The sequence below is a fragment of the Nocardioides sp. genome (assembly GCA_037045645.1).
Taxonomy (GTDB): Bacteria; Actinomycetota; Actinomycetes; order Propionibacteriales; family Nocardioidaceae; genus Nocardioides.
Genome location: JBAOIH010000010.1, coordinates 122,208 through 138,471, shown reverse-complemented (window position 1 = coordinate 138,471; position 16,264 = coordinate 122,208). Strand labels below are relative to the sequence as shown.

Here is a 16,264-nt window from a genome sequence, read left to right as displayed (position 1 = left end):
GGGTCAGCTGCCTTTCAGACCACGAACATGTCTTCTTTGGACCACTGCGGTGCAGCGATCCGGGCGGCGGCGGCGTGCGCCATGTAGGTCAGGTGATCGGTGCCCTCGGGCACCTCCTTGGGGATCGTCCCCGAGACCTTCTGGGTCTTGAAGACGGTGCCTTGGGCGAGATCGAAGAACGGGAACTCCGGTTCGGTGCAGCCCAGACACGGCATCCCGGCGCGGGTCTTGGACGACTGTCGGTTCCACAGGATCCGGTTGCACGGGCTGTGCGTCATCGGGCCACGGCAGCCGAACTCGTAGAACAGACAGCCCGTACGCGTGCCCTCACCGAACGCCATCGTCGACTGCTTGTATTCGAAGAACTGCACGCGTGTGCAGCCGGTCTGGGTGAAGGTCTTGAAGAACGTCTGCGGCCGGTGCAGGTCGTCGAGGGCGATGTCGCCGGCACGGCCGGTGGCCAGCGCGACCAGGATCTGGGTGATCCAGTCGGGGTGGGCCGGGCAGCCGGGGATGTTGATGACAGGCAGGCCGGACTTGGACTTCCAGTCGGGGCCGAGGAAGCCGCCGCGCTCGCGCTTGTGGAACTGCAGGCCGGTCGAGTCACTCGGGTTGGGCTCCATCGCGGGGATGCCGCCCCAGCAGGCGCAGTCGCCGATCGCGACCACGATGCTGGCGGCCTCGCACAACTCGGTGATCCAGTCGATCATCGGCCGGTCGGCGAACATGTCCATCGCGCCCGAGCCGTCGGGCCCCTGGATGACGGTGCCCTCCAGGACGAAGATGTCGAGGGGGCGCTCGCCACTGACGCAGTCGGTGAAGATCTTCTTGGCCTGGTCGCCCAACTCCATGCCGAGCGAGGGATGCCACAGCAACTCAAGCCCGAAGTCGACGATCAGGTCGACCACGTTGGGCTCCTCGGCATTGAGGAACGACATCGTGTTGCCCGAACACGCGCCGGCTTGGAACCACAGCACAGATGACATGACGGATCCTTTCCTCAGGCCTGCTTGAGTTCGCGCCCCACGGCGCGGGCGACGGTGGCGAAGAAGCTGAGGGCCCGGTTGATGTCGGGGTCCTTGAGCAGTTTGAGCAAAGTCAGCGGACCGCCGATCTCGACCGGCTGGCCGGCGAAGTCGTTGCTGCCGCGGACCAGGCCGCGGGCCAGCGTGTCGACCTGGTCGAGTGCGCCTGCGCTCACCTCGGCCGTGGCGATCAACTTGTCGATCGCTCCGCTGTCGGCCATCCGGCTCAGGGCCGGCGCGGCGGCGGGGAGCGTACGCGCGATCGCACTGCCTGCCGCGACGAGTTCGGCGAGGTCGAGCGGGGACTGTGAAGCGCCGCCCTCGACCGCGCCGCGAAGTTCGTCCAGTCCCGCGGCCAGGCTGTCGCCGATCACCTCGGAGCGGGAGACGAACTGGTCGAGGCTCTCGACCAGCAGCGCGAGCAGGTCGGCGTGGTCGAGCACTTTGGAGAGCGCGCCCACGACGGCGGGGTCCTGGAGACGCTCGACCAGGGCGTCGGCCGACTGAGCCTGCGTGGCAGTGTGCGTCGCGGTCATGGTCCCCTCCCCGTCTTGACGTCCGCGGAATGTAAGTCCGATCACAATGACTTGAATATCGAGAACCCGCAGGGACTATCACAAAAGCGCAAGAACCTTGGTACGGATGCGAAATCGCGCTTACCCTCGGCGCCATGGCGTGGGTCCCTCGACTGCGGTTCATCAACAGCGATCGCACCCGCCTGCCCGTACGCCAGCGCAAGCGTCCGCGCGGCGTACCCAACGCGCTGGCGGACTATCCGGTTGCGTCGACCGCCGATCGCAAGATGGCGGTCGAGGTGACCAGCCAACTGTTGGGGCGCTGCGAAGTCCGTCCCCGGCCGGGCCAGCGAGAGCGGCTGCAGTGCAACCTGTACGCCTTCCAGGCCCTCGACGTGACCTTGGCCTATCTCGACTACGGGGTGGCTACGGATGTGGCGGTCTCGTCGGCGCACGACTGCTACACGGTGCACATGACGACCTTCGGCGAGGCACGCGTACGCATCGGCGCCCAGGCGCATGACCTGTCGGCGTACTCGGCTCTGGTGGTCTCGCCCGGAACGGCGTACGAACTCAACCTCGCCCACGACTCGCCGCAGCTGATCGTGCGGATCGAACGCGATGCGATGGAGCGCCAGCTCTCCCGGATGATCGGGCGCTCCCTGCCGGAGACGTTGCGGTTCGAGCCGGTCAGCGATCTGACGACCGAGGCCGCGACGCGGTGGCACGGTGCGCTGACGATCATCTCGACCGAGTTGATGTCGCCGCGCTCATTGCTGCACGCGGGCGTGGGCGCCACGGCGCTGGAGGAACTGCTGATCTCCACGCTGCTCTATCTGCAGCCGTCCAACTACTCGTCGCGGCTGCGGCTGGCGCCGACCAAGTCGGGTCGGGTCGCGGTCACGCGCTCGGTGGACTACATCGAGCAGCACCTGGCCGAGCCGATCAGCCTGACCGATCTCGCCGAGCACACGAAGATGTCGCCGCGCTCGATCCAGGCCGGTTTTCGCGAGGACCTCGACACCACGCCCGTGGCCTACATCCGCGATCGTCGATTGGATCGGGTGCGCCAGACCCTGATCTCGGCGCAACCCGGTGACGGCACCAACGTCACGGAGGCAGCACAGCGGTGGGGATTCAGCCACCTGGGCAACTTCTCGGTGACCTATCGACAGCGCTTCGGGGAGTCGCCGTCGGAGACGTTGCGCCGATGAGGGGACGCGCTCGTGCATGAACTCTCGCTGTGTCGCAGCATCTTCGCGGTGGTGGACGAGGCAGCCGCCGGTCGCGCCGTGCGGACCGTGCATCTTCAGGTCGGGCAGTTGCGCCAGGTCGTCCCCGAGACCCTGGTGTATTGCTGGGGTCTGGTCACCGAGGGGTCCTCGTTGGGCGAGGCGGCGCTGGAGATCGACCACGTACCCGTCCGGCTCTCGTGTCGGGCGTGCGGGGAGACGACCGAAGTAGGCCACGTACTCGTCCTGGTCTGTGCCGCCTGCACGTCAGGTGACATCGAGATGGTGAGCGGCGAAGAGTTCATGGTGACCTCCCTCGACGTCGAGTCAGCAGATATCCCCGCCGAGTCCGCAGAAGTTACGCAGCAAGGAGGGTCCTGATGGGCCGATTCCATCGCCACGACGATGGCACCGAACACTCGCACGACCACGACCACGACCACGATCTCGGGCACGATTTCGGGGACCACAGCGCGTACGACACCGGCACCGAACGGGTCGAGGTCCTGGAGCGGATCTTCGACGAAAACGACCGTGCGGCAGCGGCCAACCGCGCTCGGTTGGATGCCGCTGGCGTACGTTGCCTCAACCTGATGTCCGCACCCGGAGCCGGCAAGACCACGCTGCTCGTCCACACGCTCGCGCACCTGCGCGACCAAGGCGTACGCGTCGGGGTGGTCGAGGGCGACATCGAGACCTCGATCGATGCGGATCGCCTTGCCGGGCTCGGTGCGCAGATCTCGCTGCTCAACACCGGCAACGGCTTCGGCGGCGAGTGCCACCTCGACGCGCCGATGGTGGCGCGCGCTCTCGCCGGGCTCGACCTCGACGGTCTCGATCTGGTGCTGGTGGAGAACGTCGGCAACCTGGTCTGCCCTGCGGAGTTCGACGTGGGCGCGCACCGGCGCGTGATGGTCGCGTCGATCACCGAGGGGGAGGAGAAGCCGCTGAAATACCCTGTCATGTTCCGCGCCGTCGATGCGGTGGTCGTCAACAAACTCGACCTGCTGCCGCACCTCGACTTCGACCTCGAACGCTTCCGGGCCAACCTCCAGCAGGTCAACCCGGGCGTCACGGTGATCGAGTTGTCGGCTCGTACTGGTGAGGGCGTCGAGGCCTGGTACGAGTGGCTGGCCGCCGACTGATGCTGCCGCAGATCCTCTCGCGCGACCTCGGCTTCCGCTGGGCGACGCCATCTGGTGAGCCGGCGCCGCTGGTGACGTTGCTCGACCTGCCGGGCGCCGAGCCCGACCGTTGGTTGCCGACCCACCTGGAGGCGCTCGACGACCTGCTGATCGCGGTCGCCTCGTCGTACGGAGAGGTGCTCGGCGGCGCGCGTCCCGCGACTCGCGACGAGCGCGAGGGGTTGACCTCGGCCTACCGCGAGATCGATCGGGCTTCGCACGAGTACGCAGTGGCTCACGCGGTCGCTGCGTTGCCCGACGACGTACGAGCCGGACAGATCATCGGGACCGGCGCCTTGATGAGCATCCGCGCGAGATTCGCTTTGGGATTGACCGGGCCAGCTCCGTTCGAGGGGGAGTTGGATTCTCCGCCGGAGGGCGCGGTCGGCGGGACGTGCGACCTGACCTGGGCGTCGACCGATGCGGACTGGCGCGGCGCTCGGTGGATCGTGACCACGACCACCGGGCAGCGATTGCCCGCCACCTTGGGAATGCTGCTCTTCGATTCTTCCGGCGTACACAAGGACGCGGCTCTCGACGAGCATCGTGACGCGCTGACCCGGGTGACCCGTGCGTTGGGTGGCGTCGGCGATCGAGGCGCCGAGCCGGCTGCACTGGCGCCCGGGATCGAACCGATGGCCGCCTCCGGTGCGCTCGACTGGCTGCTCTTCGACTGGATCATGGCGCACCGCGAATCACCGGACTCCGGAGCCGTGGAGATCCGCTCGGGCCGGATCGCCGATGTCCGGATGCTCGTTCTCGCGGCGGCGACTTCGGCGTCCGTACGCTCCCGCTTCGACCTGGGGTTGCTGGACTAGTTGCAGGCGGGGTGCTCCCCCGATGCGGAAGAACTGCGGCCCCAGGCGGGCTCGCAACGCCGGATTGATCCACCCCGGCCGCAGTTCTTCCAGCTCGGGCGGCCCCGGCCGCAGTTCTTCGCGACCCACGCATTACCGAGGAGTAACCTGGATTTCATGACTAGTTCTGCGCTCGTCCTGGGCGGCGGCGGACTCACCGGCATCGGCTGGGAAGCGGGGCTGCTCAAGGGCCTCGCCGACCGCGGGATCGACCTCAGCACGGCCGACACGGTGGTCGGCACCTCGGCCGGTTCGGTCGTCGGCACCCTGATTCGCAGTCTCCCGCTCGACGAGGTGTACGACCTCCAGGTCGCACCTGCCGATGCCGAACTCGGGGCCGAGTTCGGTCCGATGACGATGCTCAAGCTGGCGCCGGCCGTGCTGCTGCCGGGCGCCTCACGTACGAAGCGCAAACGGATCGGGTCGGTCGCGCTCAGAGCCCATCCCGCCGGCGGGAAGGAGCGGGTGCAGATCATCCGCGACCGGATCAAGATGACCGAGTGGCCCGAGGGTGAGCTGCGGATCACGGCCGTCAAGGCCGACACCGGCGCCTTCCGCGTCTTCACCAAGGACTCCGGCATCGACCTCGTACACGCGGTCGCAGCCAGTTGCGCGGTGCCGCTGATCTGGCCTGCGGTCTCGATCGCGGACGAGCCCTACATCGACGGTGGGATGCGCTCGACCGCGAACGTCGACGTCGCCAGCGACGCCACCGACGTAGTGGTGGTGATCGCTCCGCTGCCGCAGGCGTTCAGCCGCAGCACCCGCATCTCCACCCAACTCGGCCGCTGCAAGGCCGAGCGCAAGGTCGTGATCACGCCGGATGCACAGGCACTGGCGGCCTTCGGCAAGAACGTCCTCGATCCGGCCAAGCGCGCGGACGCGGCCCGTGAGGGTCTACGTCAGGCGGAAGAGGTCGCCGAGAAAGTGCGCGCCGCCTGGGAAGGGTGATCGCGCGCAGCGTGGTTTCGAGCCCTTCGAGACGCCGACTTCGTCGGCTCCTCAGGAACCAACGCGCTTGTGGCGCTCCTCAACCACCGGCGGGTGGAGGGCGTGGTGAGCAGCCGGTAGTTTCGACCCGTGGCCACGAGCATCTACCTCGCCTCTACCGAAGGCGGCTCGGGCAAGTCCGCGATCGCGCTCGGACTGCTCGAACACCTCGCCCGCACGGCCGGACGGGTCGCGGTCTTTCGACCGCTCGTACGCTCCACCGAGGAACCCGATCACCTGCTCGAACTCCTGCTGTCGCGCCTGCCAGGTGAGTCGGCTCAACAAGACTGCGTCGGAGTGACGTACGACGACCTCCACGCCGACGAATCCGCTGCGATGTCTCGCATCGTCGACCGCTTTCACGCGGTCAGCGAGCAGGCCGAAGTCGTCGTCGTCGTCGGCAGCGACTTCACCGACGTGACCACGCCCACCGAGTTCGCCGACAACGCGCGGATCGCGGCCAATCTCGGGGCGGCGATGCTGGTGATCTTGCCGGCTGCGGAGCGTACGGCCGCCGCGTCGGGCGCCGCCGCGGAGATCGCGATCCAGGCTGCCGCCGACCATCACGCGCACGTCGTGGGCGTGATCGCGAGCCGGATCGCCGCCGATGAGGCCTCGGCGTTCCGCTCCGAGTTCACCCGACGCCACCCCGAGATCGTCACGTCGGCCACCCCTGACGTACCTCTCCTGCGCGCACCCACTGTGCGAGATCTGATGCTGGCCGTCGGCGGTGACCTCATCCACGGCGACGAGGCCCACCTCGACAAGGAGTCGCTCGGGCTGGTCGTGGCCGCCATGACGATGCCGCACGTGCTGGACCGACTGGTCGAGTCCAGCGTGGTGATCACACCCGGCGACCGCGAGGAGATCGCGCTGGCCGTGCTGATGGCGCACCGCGCAGAGACGTTCCCCAACCTGGCCGGCGTCGTCCTCAACGGGGGCTTCCCGATGTCGCCGCAGGTACGCCGCCTGCTCGACGGTCTGGGCATCACACTGCCGGTGATCGCGTGCCAGCCGGGCACCATGGCCACGGCCACGGCTCTGCATGCCGCGCGCGGCCGGATCACCGCCACCTCGACCGCCAAGATCGCGGCGGCGATCGACCTCGTGGTCGAGCATGTCGACGTCGGTGCGATCGTCAAACGCCTCGACCTGACCCGCAGCACTGTGATCACGCCGCTGATGTTCGAGCATCGTCTGGTGCAACGCGCTCGCAGCGCCGAGTCGACGATCGTGCTGCCCGAGGGGCTGGAGGAGCGGGTGCTGCGCGCAGCCCAGATCGTGCTCGAACGCGGCATCGCCGACCTCGTCCTGCTCGGCGACCCCGAGCAGGTGAGTGCCAAAGCCCGGAGCCTGGGCATCGACTTGGACGACGCGCGGATCGTCGATCCGATCACCGATCCGTTGCGCGAGCAGTTCGCCCAGACGTACGCCGAATTGCGCAAGCACAAGGGCGTCACCCTCGACCAGGCCCGCGACATCGTCACCGACGTGTCCTACTTCGGCACGATGATGGTGCTCGCCGGCGAGGCCGACGGCATGGTGAGCGGCTCGATCAACACAACAGCGGCGACCGTACGGCCGGCGCTCGAGGTCGTGCGTACGGCACCGGACGTCTCCGTGGTCTCCAGCGTCTTCTTGATGGCGTTGGCCGACCGCGTCCTGGTCTATGGCGACTGCGCGATCAACCCCGACCCGACGGCCGAGCAGTTGGCCGACATCGCGATCTCGTCGGCGCACACGGCAGCCCAGTTCGGGATCGAGCCTCGGGTGGCGATGCTGTCCTATTCGACCGGTGCCTCCGGAACTGGTGCCGATGTCGAGAAGGTGCGGGCGGCGACCGCACTCGTACGCCAGCGTGCTCCACAACTCCTGGTGGAGGGTCCGATCCAGTACGACGCGGCCGTCGACCCGGCCGTGGCTGCCACCAAGCTCAAGGACTCGCCGGTCGCGGGTCGCGCGACGGTGTTGATCTTCCCCGACCTCAACACCGGCAACAACACCTACAAGGCCGTGCAGCGCTCGGCCTCGGCGGTCGCGATCGGGCCGGTGCTCCAGGGGCTCAACAAACCGGTCAACGATCTCAGTCGCGGCGCGCTGGTGGAGGACATCGTGAACACGATCGCGATCACCGCGATCCAGGGAGCGGGCCGATGAGCAGCGTGCTGGTGATCAACGCGGGGTCGTCGTCACTGAAATACCAGTTGATCGACGCAGGCGACGGCTCCACTCTCGCTGCCGGTCTGATCGAGCGCATCGGCGAGCCGTCGTCGCCGACGCGGCACAACAGCCAGACGCGTACGACCTCCTGCCCCGACCATGGCGCCGCCTTCGAGGTGCTGCTGGAGGCCTTCGAGACCCACGGCCCCTCGCTCGCCGAATCCGACCTGATCGCGATCGGTCACCGGGTCGTCCACGGCGGCGCGCAGTTCACCCAACCGGTGGTGATCACCGACGAGGTGATCGCCGAGATCGAACGCCTGATCCCACTCGCGCCGCTGCACAATCCGGGCAACCTGCGCGGCATCGAGGTGGCGCGTGAGGTCTTCGGCGATCTGCCCAACGTGGCGGTCTTCGACACCGCATTCCACCAGACGATGCCGCCCGCGGCGTACACGTATGCGATCCCCGAGGAGTGGCGTCGCGACTATCGAGTGCGACGTTATGGCTTCCACGGCACCTCGCATGCGTACGTCGCCCGCCGCACCGCGGCCCTGTTGGGAAAGCCCGAGGCGGACGTCAACGTGATCGTGCTGCACCTGGGCAACGGGGCGTCGGCCTGCGCGGTCAGTGGTGGTGAGAGCGTCGAGACCTCGATGGGAGTCTCTCCCCTGGAAGGCCTGGTGATGGGGACGCGTTCGGGAGACGTCGACCCGTCACTGGTGGCGCACCTCGAACGCGTCGCCGGGATCTCGGTGCAGGACTTCGACGCGGCGCTCAATCGGCGCAGCGGCCTGGTGGCCCTCAACGGCAGCGGTGACTTCCGCGAACTGACGCAAGGCGTGACGGCGGGGGACGAGCGCGCGAAACTGGCCTTCGACGTGGTGGTGCATCGCCTGGTGAAGTACGTCGGGGCGTACGCCGCCGTCCTCGGTCGTCTCGACGCGATCGCGTTCACGGCCGGGATCGGTGAGCACAGCGCGCTGCTGCGGGCGGCCGTGCTCGATCGGCTCACGATCCTGGGTGTCGAGGTGGACCATGGCGCCAACCAGACAGCATCCGGCGAAGCCCTGCTGACCACGGCTACGTCACACGTCGCGGCGTACGTCGTGGCGACCAACGAGGAACTCGAGATCGCACAGCAAGCCGCCGCCTTGGTGCGTTGACCCCCGGCTCTAGCTCTTCTCGCGCCCGGTGAAGTCGTCCATGGTGTTGTAGATGCCCAGCACCTTGTCCGCCACGAAGTCACGAAGCCCGAGCGGGAGGACGCCCTTGGCGGCCTCGCTGATCAGCACCGTCTTCGGCATCACCAGCAGCGGTTGGCCCTTCAGCATCGCGGCCCAGGTCTGGTTGACCACGTCGTCGGGCTCCAGCAGCGGCAGCAGCGGGGCCGACTTGGCGCCGTCGAACATCCCCGTCTTCACGTAATACGGGCACACCGTGGTCACCCTCACGTGTTCGTGACCGGCCTGCTCGAGCTCGAGGCGTACGGAGTCCGACCAGCCCACCACGGCCCACTTCGAGCCCGCGTACGCCGCCATCCGCGGATTGGCGGTCAGCCCGGCAGCAGAGGCGATGTTGACCAGTCGCGACTCGCGGCCACCCTCGATCATGTCGGGCAGGAACTCCCGCGCCAACTGCATCGGCGCCAGCGTGTTGACCTCCAGGGTGAACCGGGTGTCCGCGACCGGATCGGTCTCCCAGAAGTAGTGATTGCCGCGGACCACGCCTGCGTTGTTGATCAGCACGTCGATGCCGCCGACGGCCTTGCGGATCCGTTTCGCGGCGGCCCGGATCTGGGGGAGGCGGCGTACGTCCACCACCTCGCTCAGCACCGTGGTCTCGTGCCCGGCCAGCTCTGCCGCGGTCGCCTCGAGCGCTTCCTGGTTCACGTCGAGCAGGACGACGGCAGCGGCCTTCTCCGACACCGCGCGCTGCGCGAACAACCTGCCCATCCCCATCGCCGCTCCCGTGATCAGTACGGTGCGGCCGGCGACGTCCTTCATGACTGCTCTCCTTCTGCGCGCGCGGTGAGCGCGAGTTCGCGGACTCTGTCGAAGTCAGCCTCGGTGAAGACTCCGTTGACCCCGGAGATCGTGGCCAACTTCATCCCGTGTTTGAGGCCGAGGCGATAGATCTCCTTGACCTTGGTCCATTCGATGTTGCGGCCCACGGTGAAGGTCTCGTAGCGCCCTTCCAGCGCGAGCACGATCGTCTCTGCCAGGCAGGCGAAGACGACGCCGTCGGGCAGTCCGATGTCGCCGATGTGGATGTCGTCGCCGGGCAACTCGATCTCCCCGGATTCGACGACGAGTACGTCGGGTCGCTTGGCCACGTCTTCGGCCGACAGGTCGAGGGGGCGCGCGACATCGGTGATCACGCAGCCTGGCTTGAGCGCCATCACGTCCAGCACCTTCTGCCCCGCGGCCGAGGTGGCGGTGACGATCATGTCCATGTCGGGCAGCGCGTCGTCGGGTTTGGCCGCGACGAAGATCCTGGCGCGGGGGTTCTCCGACTCGATCTCGGCTTTGAGGGCGAGCAGCTTGGCCGACTCGGGGGAGACCAGCCACAACTCGTCGCTGGCCAGGGCGAGCAGGCGGGCGCACACCGACCCGATGGCACCGGTCGCGCCGATCACCATCGTCTTGCCGCGCAGGCGCCCCCGCGAGTCGACCTCGACGATCCCGAGGCGACGCAGCGCCGCGTGGGCCGCCCACAAGGCCCCGGACGCGCTGTAGCTGTTGCCCGTGGTGACCGGCAGCGGTGCCTGCCGCGCCACGGTGACCCCGGCATCACCGACCACCTTGGTGAAGGCCCCCAGGCCCATCACCTGGGCGCCGAGTTTGCGAGCGATCTCGGCGGCAGCGAGCAGGCGGGCGTACGTGAACTCGGGGCTGTGCGCCAACAGTTCCTTGGGCGTCCCCCCGACCGTGATCAGCCAGCCCTCGGTCTCGGCGCCGGTCGGGGAGGTGATGCCGGTGACGTGGCTGTAGACGAACGGCGGGAGATAAGCGGCGGCCTTCTCCACGACGGGCGTCATCCCGGGCACCTGCGTGATGGTGCCGAGGGGCTCGACGTTGCGGAAGTACTGGGTCGAGAGCGGGTGGATCACGAACGCGAACCGGCTCTTGCGTCGCGGCCCGTTGGGCATCAGCGAGCGAGGCTCCAACCCGGCTTCCTGAATGATCTGGAGGACGTCGTCGGCGGTCAGGTTCCCGTCGCCGTCGTGGATCATCATGATCGCCTCGAGCACCGCGGCCACGACCGTGACGTGCCGGAACGGCTGCGGGGTGGTGTCGACGACGCGGTCGACTCCGCGGCTGGCGAGCTTCGGCCAGGCGGTCCTCGGAGATGGCCGAAGACACGACGGTCTTGCCGGCCAGGTCTTCGAGACCGAATCCGGTGAGTTCGTCGTACGACGCGACGACCACGTCGCAGTCCCGGGTGGCGCGGCGTGCGATCTCGTGGCTGACCCACTGCGCCGGGGCGACGAGGCTCTCCCGGATCCTTCCTGGAATCAGCCGCATGGACAGGCTGGCCACGTCGCCGGCGATGCCGAGCACCCGGGTGGCGGCGCGCAGCGCTGTCGAGTCGAGGGTGGCCAACGGGTCGGCGTACTCGACGTTGGGGGTGAACTCCGCCAGGACCTTCGCGGTACGCGCGTGGTTGCCGCTGCCGAGAACCAGGGTGCGAGCGTTGGAGAAGTAGCCCGGGGACTGGGCCTGCACCGTCCGGATGGCCCACTCCTGGAGTACGTCGGTGAGTTGGTCGCCGTAGGTGATGGGGACGTCTCCACAGGCGTCGTGAATCGGTTCGACCTCGGCATCGGTGCCGTCGAAGAGGCCCACCGCGCGCGCCTCGCGTACGCCTGAGAGTGCGAACGCAGCCGCGCGGTCTCGCCATTCTTCGACGATCGCGACGGCGGCGGCGACATCGCCCGAGGTGCCGCGGCGCACCAACCGGTAGGTCTGTCCGAGCAGGGTGGCCTGCACGTCGTAGTCGAGTTCGGGACCGGCCAGGCTGACGTTGACGATGATCGGGCGCACCATGGCCCAATCCTTCCAGTTAAGGCGGCGGCGCGCAGCGAGATCGCCCGCGTGGGATGGGGGTTCGGCGCACTCGACGTGGAGAAGTTCCCGATCGCCACGTGATTAGATGCACATCCGTGCAAACTTGCATCACAGTGCAACGAAGCGTTCACTGGAGACATGACCAAGCTCCTCTCGTTGCGCGATCGCAAGAAGAAGGCGACCCGCGAACTGCTTGCCGCGGCGGCGTACGAGGTCGTCCGCGATCACGGCGTCGACGCGCTCAGCGCAGAGGCGGTGGCCGACCTGGCCGGAGTCTCCCGGCGGACGTTCTTCAACTACTTCCCGACCGTCGAGTCCGCACTCGTGCCGGTCGTGACCGACGCACTCGCCGCGATCGGCGAGTTGCTGGCGACCAAGGCGTACGGCGACCACCCGATGGCCACGCTGGCCGACCTGGCGCGCGGCGACGACGACGCCGACCTCATCGAACTCGTGACGGTGCTGGGCCTGGCCGCCCTCCAGTCGCCCTCACACGCCGGACTGTTGCAACGCTGCTCGCGCGAATGGCACGACGACTTCGTCGCCAAGTTGCGTACGCAGTTCGGCGACGACGTCGACGACCTGTGGCTGCACGCGGCTGCCACCGGGTTGATCTCGGCCTTCGAAGCCTCCACTCGCGTGTGGTTCGACCGTACGGGCGGCGAACTGACGCCGGAGACCCTGCGCCTGCGCCGCGACCTGATGGCCGATGCCCTCGACCTGCTCGGCGCCGGCTTCGACTCGACTTCTCGGAAGGCCTGACATGGCAACCCTGCTCTACCGACTCGGGCGCTGGAGCGCGGCGCACGGGTGGCGCGTGGTCGCCGCCTGGACCGTCATCTTGATCGCGCTCGGCGTCACCGCGGGCTTCGTACGCTCCGAGCCCACCGACGTCGTACACATCCCGGACGCGAAGTTCGAGAAGGTGCTCCACGACCTCGAAGCCAAGGTGCCCGAGGTGAGCGGCAACAACGGCACGGCCGTCTTCGTCACCGACGACGGTTCGGAATTCACGCCCGCACAACGCCACGCGATCAAGGACGTCATCGCGCAGTGGGAGGAGTTGCCGTACGTCTCGACTGTCGCGGACCCCTTCGTCGCCCAGCGCCAACTCGATGACGGTGAGCGGCAGTTGGCCGACGGGGAGCAGCGGCTCAAGCAGGGGCAGCGCAAGCTGCTGGTCGGCACGATGGAACTCGAGCGGGGCAAGAAGGAACTCAAGCTCGGTCGAGAGTTGTTGGCGCAGTTGCCTTCGGATTCGCCGCAGGCAGCCGAGCTGAGAGCGCAACTGCAGACTGGTCGCGCGCAACTCAAGGCGGGCACCGCCCGCATTGCTCAGGCTCGCACGCAGATCGAGGATGGCCGCATCCAACTCGAACGCGGCAAGAAGGTCCGCGCCGCGGCGGGTGACTTCCGGATGGTCAGCAAGGACGCCACCACCGCGCTCGGTCAGATCGGCCTCGACCTCGACCCGCAGTCGATGGCCCAAGAGGACCGCGACGCGATCGTGAAGCTCGGCGAATCCTTGGCAGACGAGGGAGTCGATGTCTACTTCGGCAGCGAACTCACCATGGAGTCGTCCGTGGTCGGTGTCGGCGAGATCGTCGGCCTCGTCACCGCAGGCGTCATCCTGCTCGCGCTGCTCGGCTCACTGATCGCGGCCGGGCTGCCGATCTTCGTCGCACTGATCGGCGTCGCAACCGGTCTCGGCGGTGCGATGGCCGCGACGTACTTCTTCGAGATGCACTCGATGACCCCGGCGCTGGCGCTGATGCTCGGCCTGGCTGTGGGCATCGACTACACGCTCTTCATCTTGATGCGGCACCGCACGCAACTGCTGCGCGGGATGCCGCTGACAGAGTCGGTCGGCCGCGCGGTCGGGACGTCTGGCAACGCGGTCGTCTTCGCCGGCGCGACGGTGATCGTGGCCCTGGTCGCGCTGGTCCTTTCGGGGCTGCCGATCCTGGCGCAGATGGGTCTGGTCGCCGCCGGGGCGGTGTTGTCGGCCGTGCTGATGTCGATCACACTCGGCCCTGCGCTGATGGGACTGCTGGGGCATCGGATCGCGTCGAAGCGTGCGTGGCGCAAAGCGCGCAGTCGCGATGGGATCGCTGTCGACGAGGAGCACGGCTCCTGGTGGGTGCGCCTGATCACCGCACGCCCCTGGCTGACCGTGGTGGGCGTGCTGGTCCTGCTCGGCCTGACCGCTCTCCCGGCGATGAGCCTGCGGCTCGGACTGCCCGACGGCAGCAGCGAGGCGCCGTCGTCGAGTGCCTACCAGGCGTACACCACCATCGCCGACAAGTTCGGTCCCGGCGCCAACGGTCCGGTGCTGGTCACCGCGGATCTGCCCGCCGGCCTGTCGAAGGACGAGACGTCGTACGTCACCGCGACCCTGGGCGAGAACCTCTCCCGCACCCGCGGTGTCGCCCAAGTCGTGCCGGTCGGATCGAGCGAGGACGGCCGTACGCATGCCTACCAGGTCGTGCTCGACTCCGGACCGACCGACGAGGCCACCTCCGAGACCGTGCACGCGCTGCTCGACAGCGAGGCGACCTGGGAGGAGGCGCTCGGGATCGACGTGGGACTCACCGGGCGTACGGTCGCCAACATCGAGATCTCCGAACGCCTCAGCGGCGCCTTGCCCACCTATCTCGCGGTGGTCGTCGGGTTGTCGATGTTCATCCTGGTCGGGGTGTTCCGCTCGGTGCTGGTGCCGCTGATCGCGACGGGTGGCTTCCTGCTCTCGGTGGGCGCGGCGTTCGGTGCTTTGGTCGCGGTCTTCCAGTGGGGCTGGCTGGGGTCGCTCTTCGGGGTGCATACGCCCGGACCGCTGATGAGTTTCGGTCCGATCCTGCTGATCGGGGTGCTCTTCGGACTCGCGATGGACTACCAGATGTTCCTGGTGTCCGGGATGCGCGAGGCGTGGGCACACGGCGAGGACGCGCGCAAGGCGGTGCGTACGGGCTTCACCCACGGCGCGCAGGTCGTGTTGGCCGCCGCGGGCATCATGTTCGCGGTCTTCGGTGGGTTCGTCTTCTCCCACATGGTGATGATCCGGCCGATCGGCTTCGGCCTGGCGGTGGGTGTGCTGGTGGACGCGCTGCTCGTACGGATGACGTTGACGCCCGCGATCTTGCACCTGCTCGGAGAGCGGGCCTGGTGGATCCCGAAGTGGCTCGACCGGCTGCTGCCCGACCTCGATGTCGAGGGCGCGAAGTTGAGTGAGCGCCTGGATGCCGCAACCGAGGTCAAGCCTGCGCGCGAGCTTGCTGGCACTGTGGGGGGATGACCTCCCCTTCCGCCCAGCCTGTCGCCCTCGTTGCCGGTGCTACTCGTGGAGCCGGCCGCGCCATCGCCGTCGAGTTGGCGCGAGCCGGCTTCCAGGTCGTCGCGACGGGGCGCAGCAGCCGAGTCTCTGGCCCGTCCGATCAGGACAAGCCCGAGACGATCGAGGAAACGGCCGACCTGGCCGGGCCTTCGTGCCAGGCGCGGGTCGTCGACCACACCTCGTCGTCGGAGGTGGCGGGTTTGGTGGCGTGGATCGAGTCGTCGTACGGACGCCTCGATGTGCTGGTCAACGACATGTTCGGCGGAGATGCCTTTGCCGAATGGGGTGTGCCGTTGTGGTCGCACGACCTCGCGAACGGTCTGCGAATGCTCGAACTCGGCGTGCACTCGCACCTGGTGACGCTGCACCACGCGGTGCCGCTGCTGCTGTCCTCGTCTTCTCCCGACTCGCGCGGACTGCTGATCGAGGTCACCGACGGCAACGCCGAGGTCAACCGGACGCCGCGACCCGGCGGCGTCTACTACGACCTGGTCAAGGCCCAGGTGCAGCGGATCATCGACGTGCTGGCGCGAGATGCGGCATCCCTTCCGCTCGACGTCATCGGGGTCACGCCGGGCTGGTTGCGCTCGGAGTCGATGCTGCGCGGCTTCGGAGTCAGTGAGTCGAACTGGCGCGACTTCTGCGCGAAGGAGCCGTCGTTCGGGATCAGTGAGTCGCCGACGTACGTTGCGCGCGGCGTCGCCGCGCTGGCCTCAGATGGTGCGCGGCCGTCTGACTGGCGGGGTCGCGTCATGACCGCGCGAGAGTTGTCGGATCGCTATGGCGTCACGGATGCCGACGGAAGCCGACCGGACTGCTGGGGGTTGTTGGCGGAGTTCGGCTGGGACGCCGATACGCCCGAAGCCATCGCCGCGATCGAGCGTTACCGCTGAGACACTG

Annotated in this window: 15 protein-coding genes; 11 read left to right on the top strand and 4 right to left on the bottom strand. The window is 68.0% G+C overall.

From position 1 onward, the window contains the following. Positions 1-14 precede the first annotated feature (14 nt). Positions 15-986, bottom strand: a complete 972-nt coding sequence (locus tag V9G04_17545) for a hypothetical protein (GenBank protein ID MEI2715041.1) — start codon at positions 984-986, stop codon at positions 15-17. 14 nt (positions 987-1,000) lie between these two features. Next, on the bottom strand, positions 1,001-1,561 hold the full coding sequence (locus V9G04_17540) for a DUF1641 domain-containing protein (protein ID MEI2715040.1): 561 nt from the start codon (positions 1,559-1,561) through the stop codon (positions 1,001-1,003). 134 nt (positions 1,562-1,695) lie between these two features. Between V9G04_17540 and V9G04_17535 the strand changes: the two genes are divergently transcribed. The 7 genes from V9G04_17535 (at position 1,696) to V9G04_17505 (ending at position 9,129) form a co-directional block, all read left to right on the top strand. Then, complete coding sequence (locus V9G04_17535; GenBank protein ID MEI2715039.1) at positions 1,696-2,754, top strand: AraC family transcriptional regulator; 1,059 nt, start codon at positions 1,696-1,698, stop codon at positions 2,752-2,754. A 12-nt stretch (positions 2,755-2,766) separates the two neighbouring features. Further along, positions 2,767-3,153 carry a hydrogenase maturation nickel metallochaperone HypA gene (locus tag V9G04_17530; protein MEI2715038.1) on the top strand — a complete coding sequence of 129 codons (387 nt, stop codon included), beginning with the start codon at positions 2,767-2,769 and terminating at the stop codon, positions 3,151-3,153. Then, positions 3,153-3,917, top strand: a complete 765-nt coding sequence (gene hypB / locus V9G04_17525; protein MEI2715037.1) for a hydrogenase nickel incorporation protein HypB — start codon at positions 3,153-3,155, stop codon at positions 3,915-3,917. Before V9G04_17530 ends, hypB begins: the two co-directional genes overlap by 1 nt. Further along, positions 3,899-4,774 carry a hypothetical protein gene (locus tag V9G04_17520; GenBank protein ID MEI2715036.1) on the top strand — a complete coding sequence of 292 codons (876 nt, stop codon included), beginning with the start codon at positions 3,899-3,901 and terminating at the stop codon, positions 4,772-4,774. The genes hypB and V9G04_17520 overlap by 19 nt, the downstream gene beginning before the upstream one ends. Before the next feature lie 156 nt (positions 4,775-4,930). Continuing rightward, positions 4,931-5,764 carry a patatin-like phospholipase family protein gene (locus V9G04_17515; protein MEI2715035.1) on the top strand — a complete coding sequence of 278 codons (834 nt, stop codon included), beginning with the start codon at positions 4,931-4,933 and terminating at the stop codon, positions 5,762-5,764. 129 nt (positions 5,765-5,893) lie between these two features. Then, complete coding sequence (pta, locus tag V9G04_17510; protein MEI2715034.1) at positions 5,894-7,960, top strand: phosphate acetyltransferase; 2,067 nt, start codon at positions 5,894-5,896, stop codon at positions 7,958-7,960. Then, positions 7,957-9,129, top strand: a complete 1,173-nt coding sequence (locus tag V9G04_17505) for an acetate kinase (GenBank protein MEI2715033.1) — start codon at positions 7,957-7,959, stop codon at positions 9,127-9,129. Before pta ends, V9G04_17505 begins: the two co-directional genes overlap by 4 nt. A 9-nt stretch (positions 9,130-9,138) precedes the next feature. On the opposite strand, the gene V9G04_17500 is transcribed toward V9G04_17505, so the two are convergent. Together V9G04_17500 and V9G04_17495 are read right to left on the bottom strand one after the other, a co-directional pair. Beyond that, complete coding sequence (locus V9G04_17500) at positions 9,139-9,969, bottom strand: SDR family NAD(P)-dependent oxidoreductase (protein MEI2715032.1); 831 nt, start codon at positions 9,967-9,969, stop codon at positions 9,139-9,141. After that, positions 9,966-11,225: a hypothetical protein gene (locus V9G04_17495; protein ID MEI2715031.1), complete on the bottom strand. Its 1,260-nt coding sequence runs from the start codon at positions 11,223-11,225 to the stop codon at positions 9,966-9,968. The genes V9G04_17500 and V9G04_17495 overlap by 4 nt, the downstream gene beginning before the upstream one ends. Between V9G04_17495 and V9G04_17490 the strand changes: the two genes are divergently transcribed. The 4 genes from V9G04_17490 (at position 11,200) to V9G04_17475 (ending at position 16,257) form a co-directional block, all read left to right on the top strand. Continuing rightward, complete coding sequence (locus V9G04_17490; protein MEI2715030.1) at positions 11,200-11,835, top strand: hypothetical protein; 636 nt, start codon at positions 11,200-11,202, stop codon at positions 11,833-11,835. The genes V9G04_17495 and V9G04_17490 overlap by 26 nt on opposite strands. Positions 11,836-12,171: 336 nt before the next feature. Continuing rightward, the gene (locus V9G04_17485) at positions 12,172-12,795 is read left to right on the top strand and encodes a TetR family transcriptional regulator (GenBank protein MEI2715029.1); all 624 of its coding nucleotides are present in this window, start codon (positions 12,172-12,174) and stop codon (positions 12,793-12,795) included. 1 nt (position 12,796) lies between these two features. Further along, positions 12,797-15,325 (top strand): MMPL family transporter, encoded by a 2,529-nt coding sequence (locus tag V9G04_17480; protein MEI2715028.1) that lies wholly within the window; start codon positions 12,797-12,799, stop codon positions 15,323-15,325. Continuing rightward, entirely contained in the window at positions 15,322-16,257 is a 936-nt protein-coding gene (locus V9G04_17475; GenBank protein ID MEI2715027.1) for an SDR family NAD(P)-dependent oxidoreductase, read from the top strand. The genes V9G04_17480 and V9G04_17475 overlap by 4 nt, the downstream gene beginning before the upstream one ends. The last annotated feature ends 7 nt before the right edge of the window (positions 16,258-16,264 follow it).

Bases quoted from the DNA above. Each gene is read 5' to 3' on its own strand.
- hypB (MEI2715037.1), top strand. From the start codon at position 3,153: ATGGGCCGATTCCATCGCCACGACGATGGCACCGAACACTCGCACGAC.
- V9G04_17500 (MEI2715032.1), bottom strand. From the start codon at position 9,969: ATGAAGGACGTCGCCGGCCGCACCGTACTGATCACGGGAGCGGCGATG.
- V9G04_17545 (MEI2715041.1), bottom strand. From the start codon at position 986: ATGTCATCTGTGCTGTGGTTCCAAGCCGGCGCGTGTTCGGGCAACACG.
- V9G04_17490 (MEI2715030.1), top strand. From the start codon at position 11,200: ATGATCGCCTCGAGCACCGCGGCCACGACCGTGACGTGCCGGAACGGC.
- V9G04_17540 (MEI2715040.1), bottom strand. From the start codon at position 1,561: ATGACCGCGACGCACACTGCCACGCAGGCTCAGTCGGCCGACGCCCTG.
- V9G04_17505 (MEI2715033.1), top strand. From the start codon at position 7,957: ATGAGCAGCGTGCTGGTGATCAACGCGGGGTCGTCGTCACTGAAATAC.
- V9G04_17480 (MEI2715028.1), top strand. From the start codon at position 12,797: ATGGCAACCCTGCTCTACCGACTCGGGCGCTGGAGCGCGGCGCACGGG.
- V9G04_17485 (MEI2715029.1), top strand. From the start codon at position 12,172: ATGACCAAGCTCCTCTCGTTGCGCGATCGCAAGAAGAAGGCGACCCGC.
- V9G04_17475 (MEI2715027.1), top strand. From the start codon at position 15,322: ATGACCTCCCCTTCCGCCCAGCCTGTCGCCCTCGTTGCCGGTGCTACT.
- V9G04_17535 (MEI2715039.1), top strand. From the start codon at position 1,696: ATGGCGTGGGTCCCTCGACTGCGGTTCATCAACAGCGATCGCACCCGC.
- V9G04_17515 (MEI2715035.1), top strand. From the start codon at position 4,931: ATGACTAGTTCTGCGCTCGTCCTGGGCGGCGGCGGACTCACCGGCATC.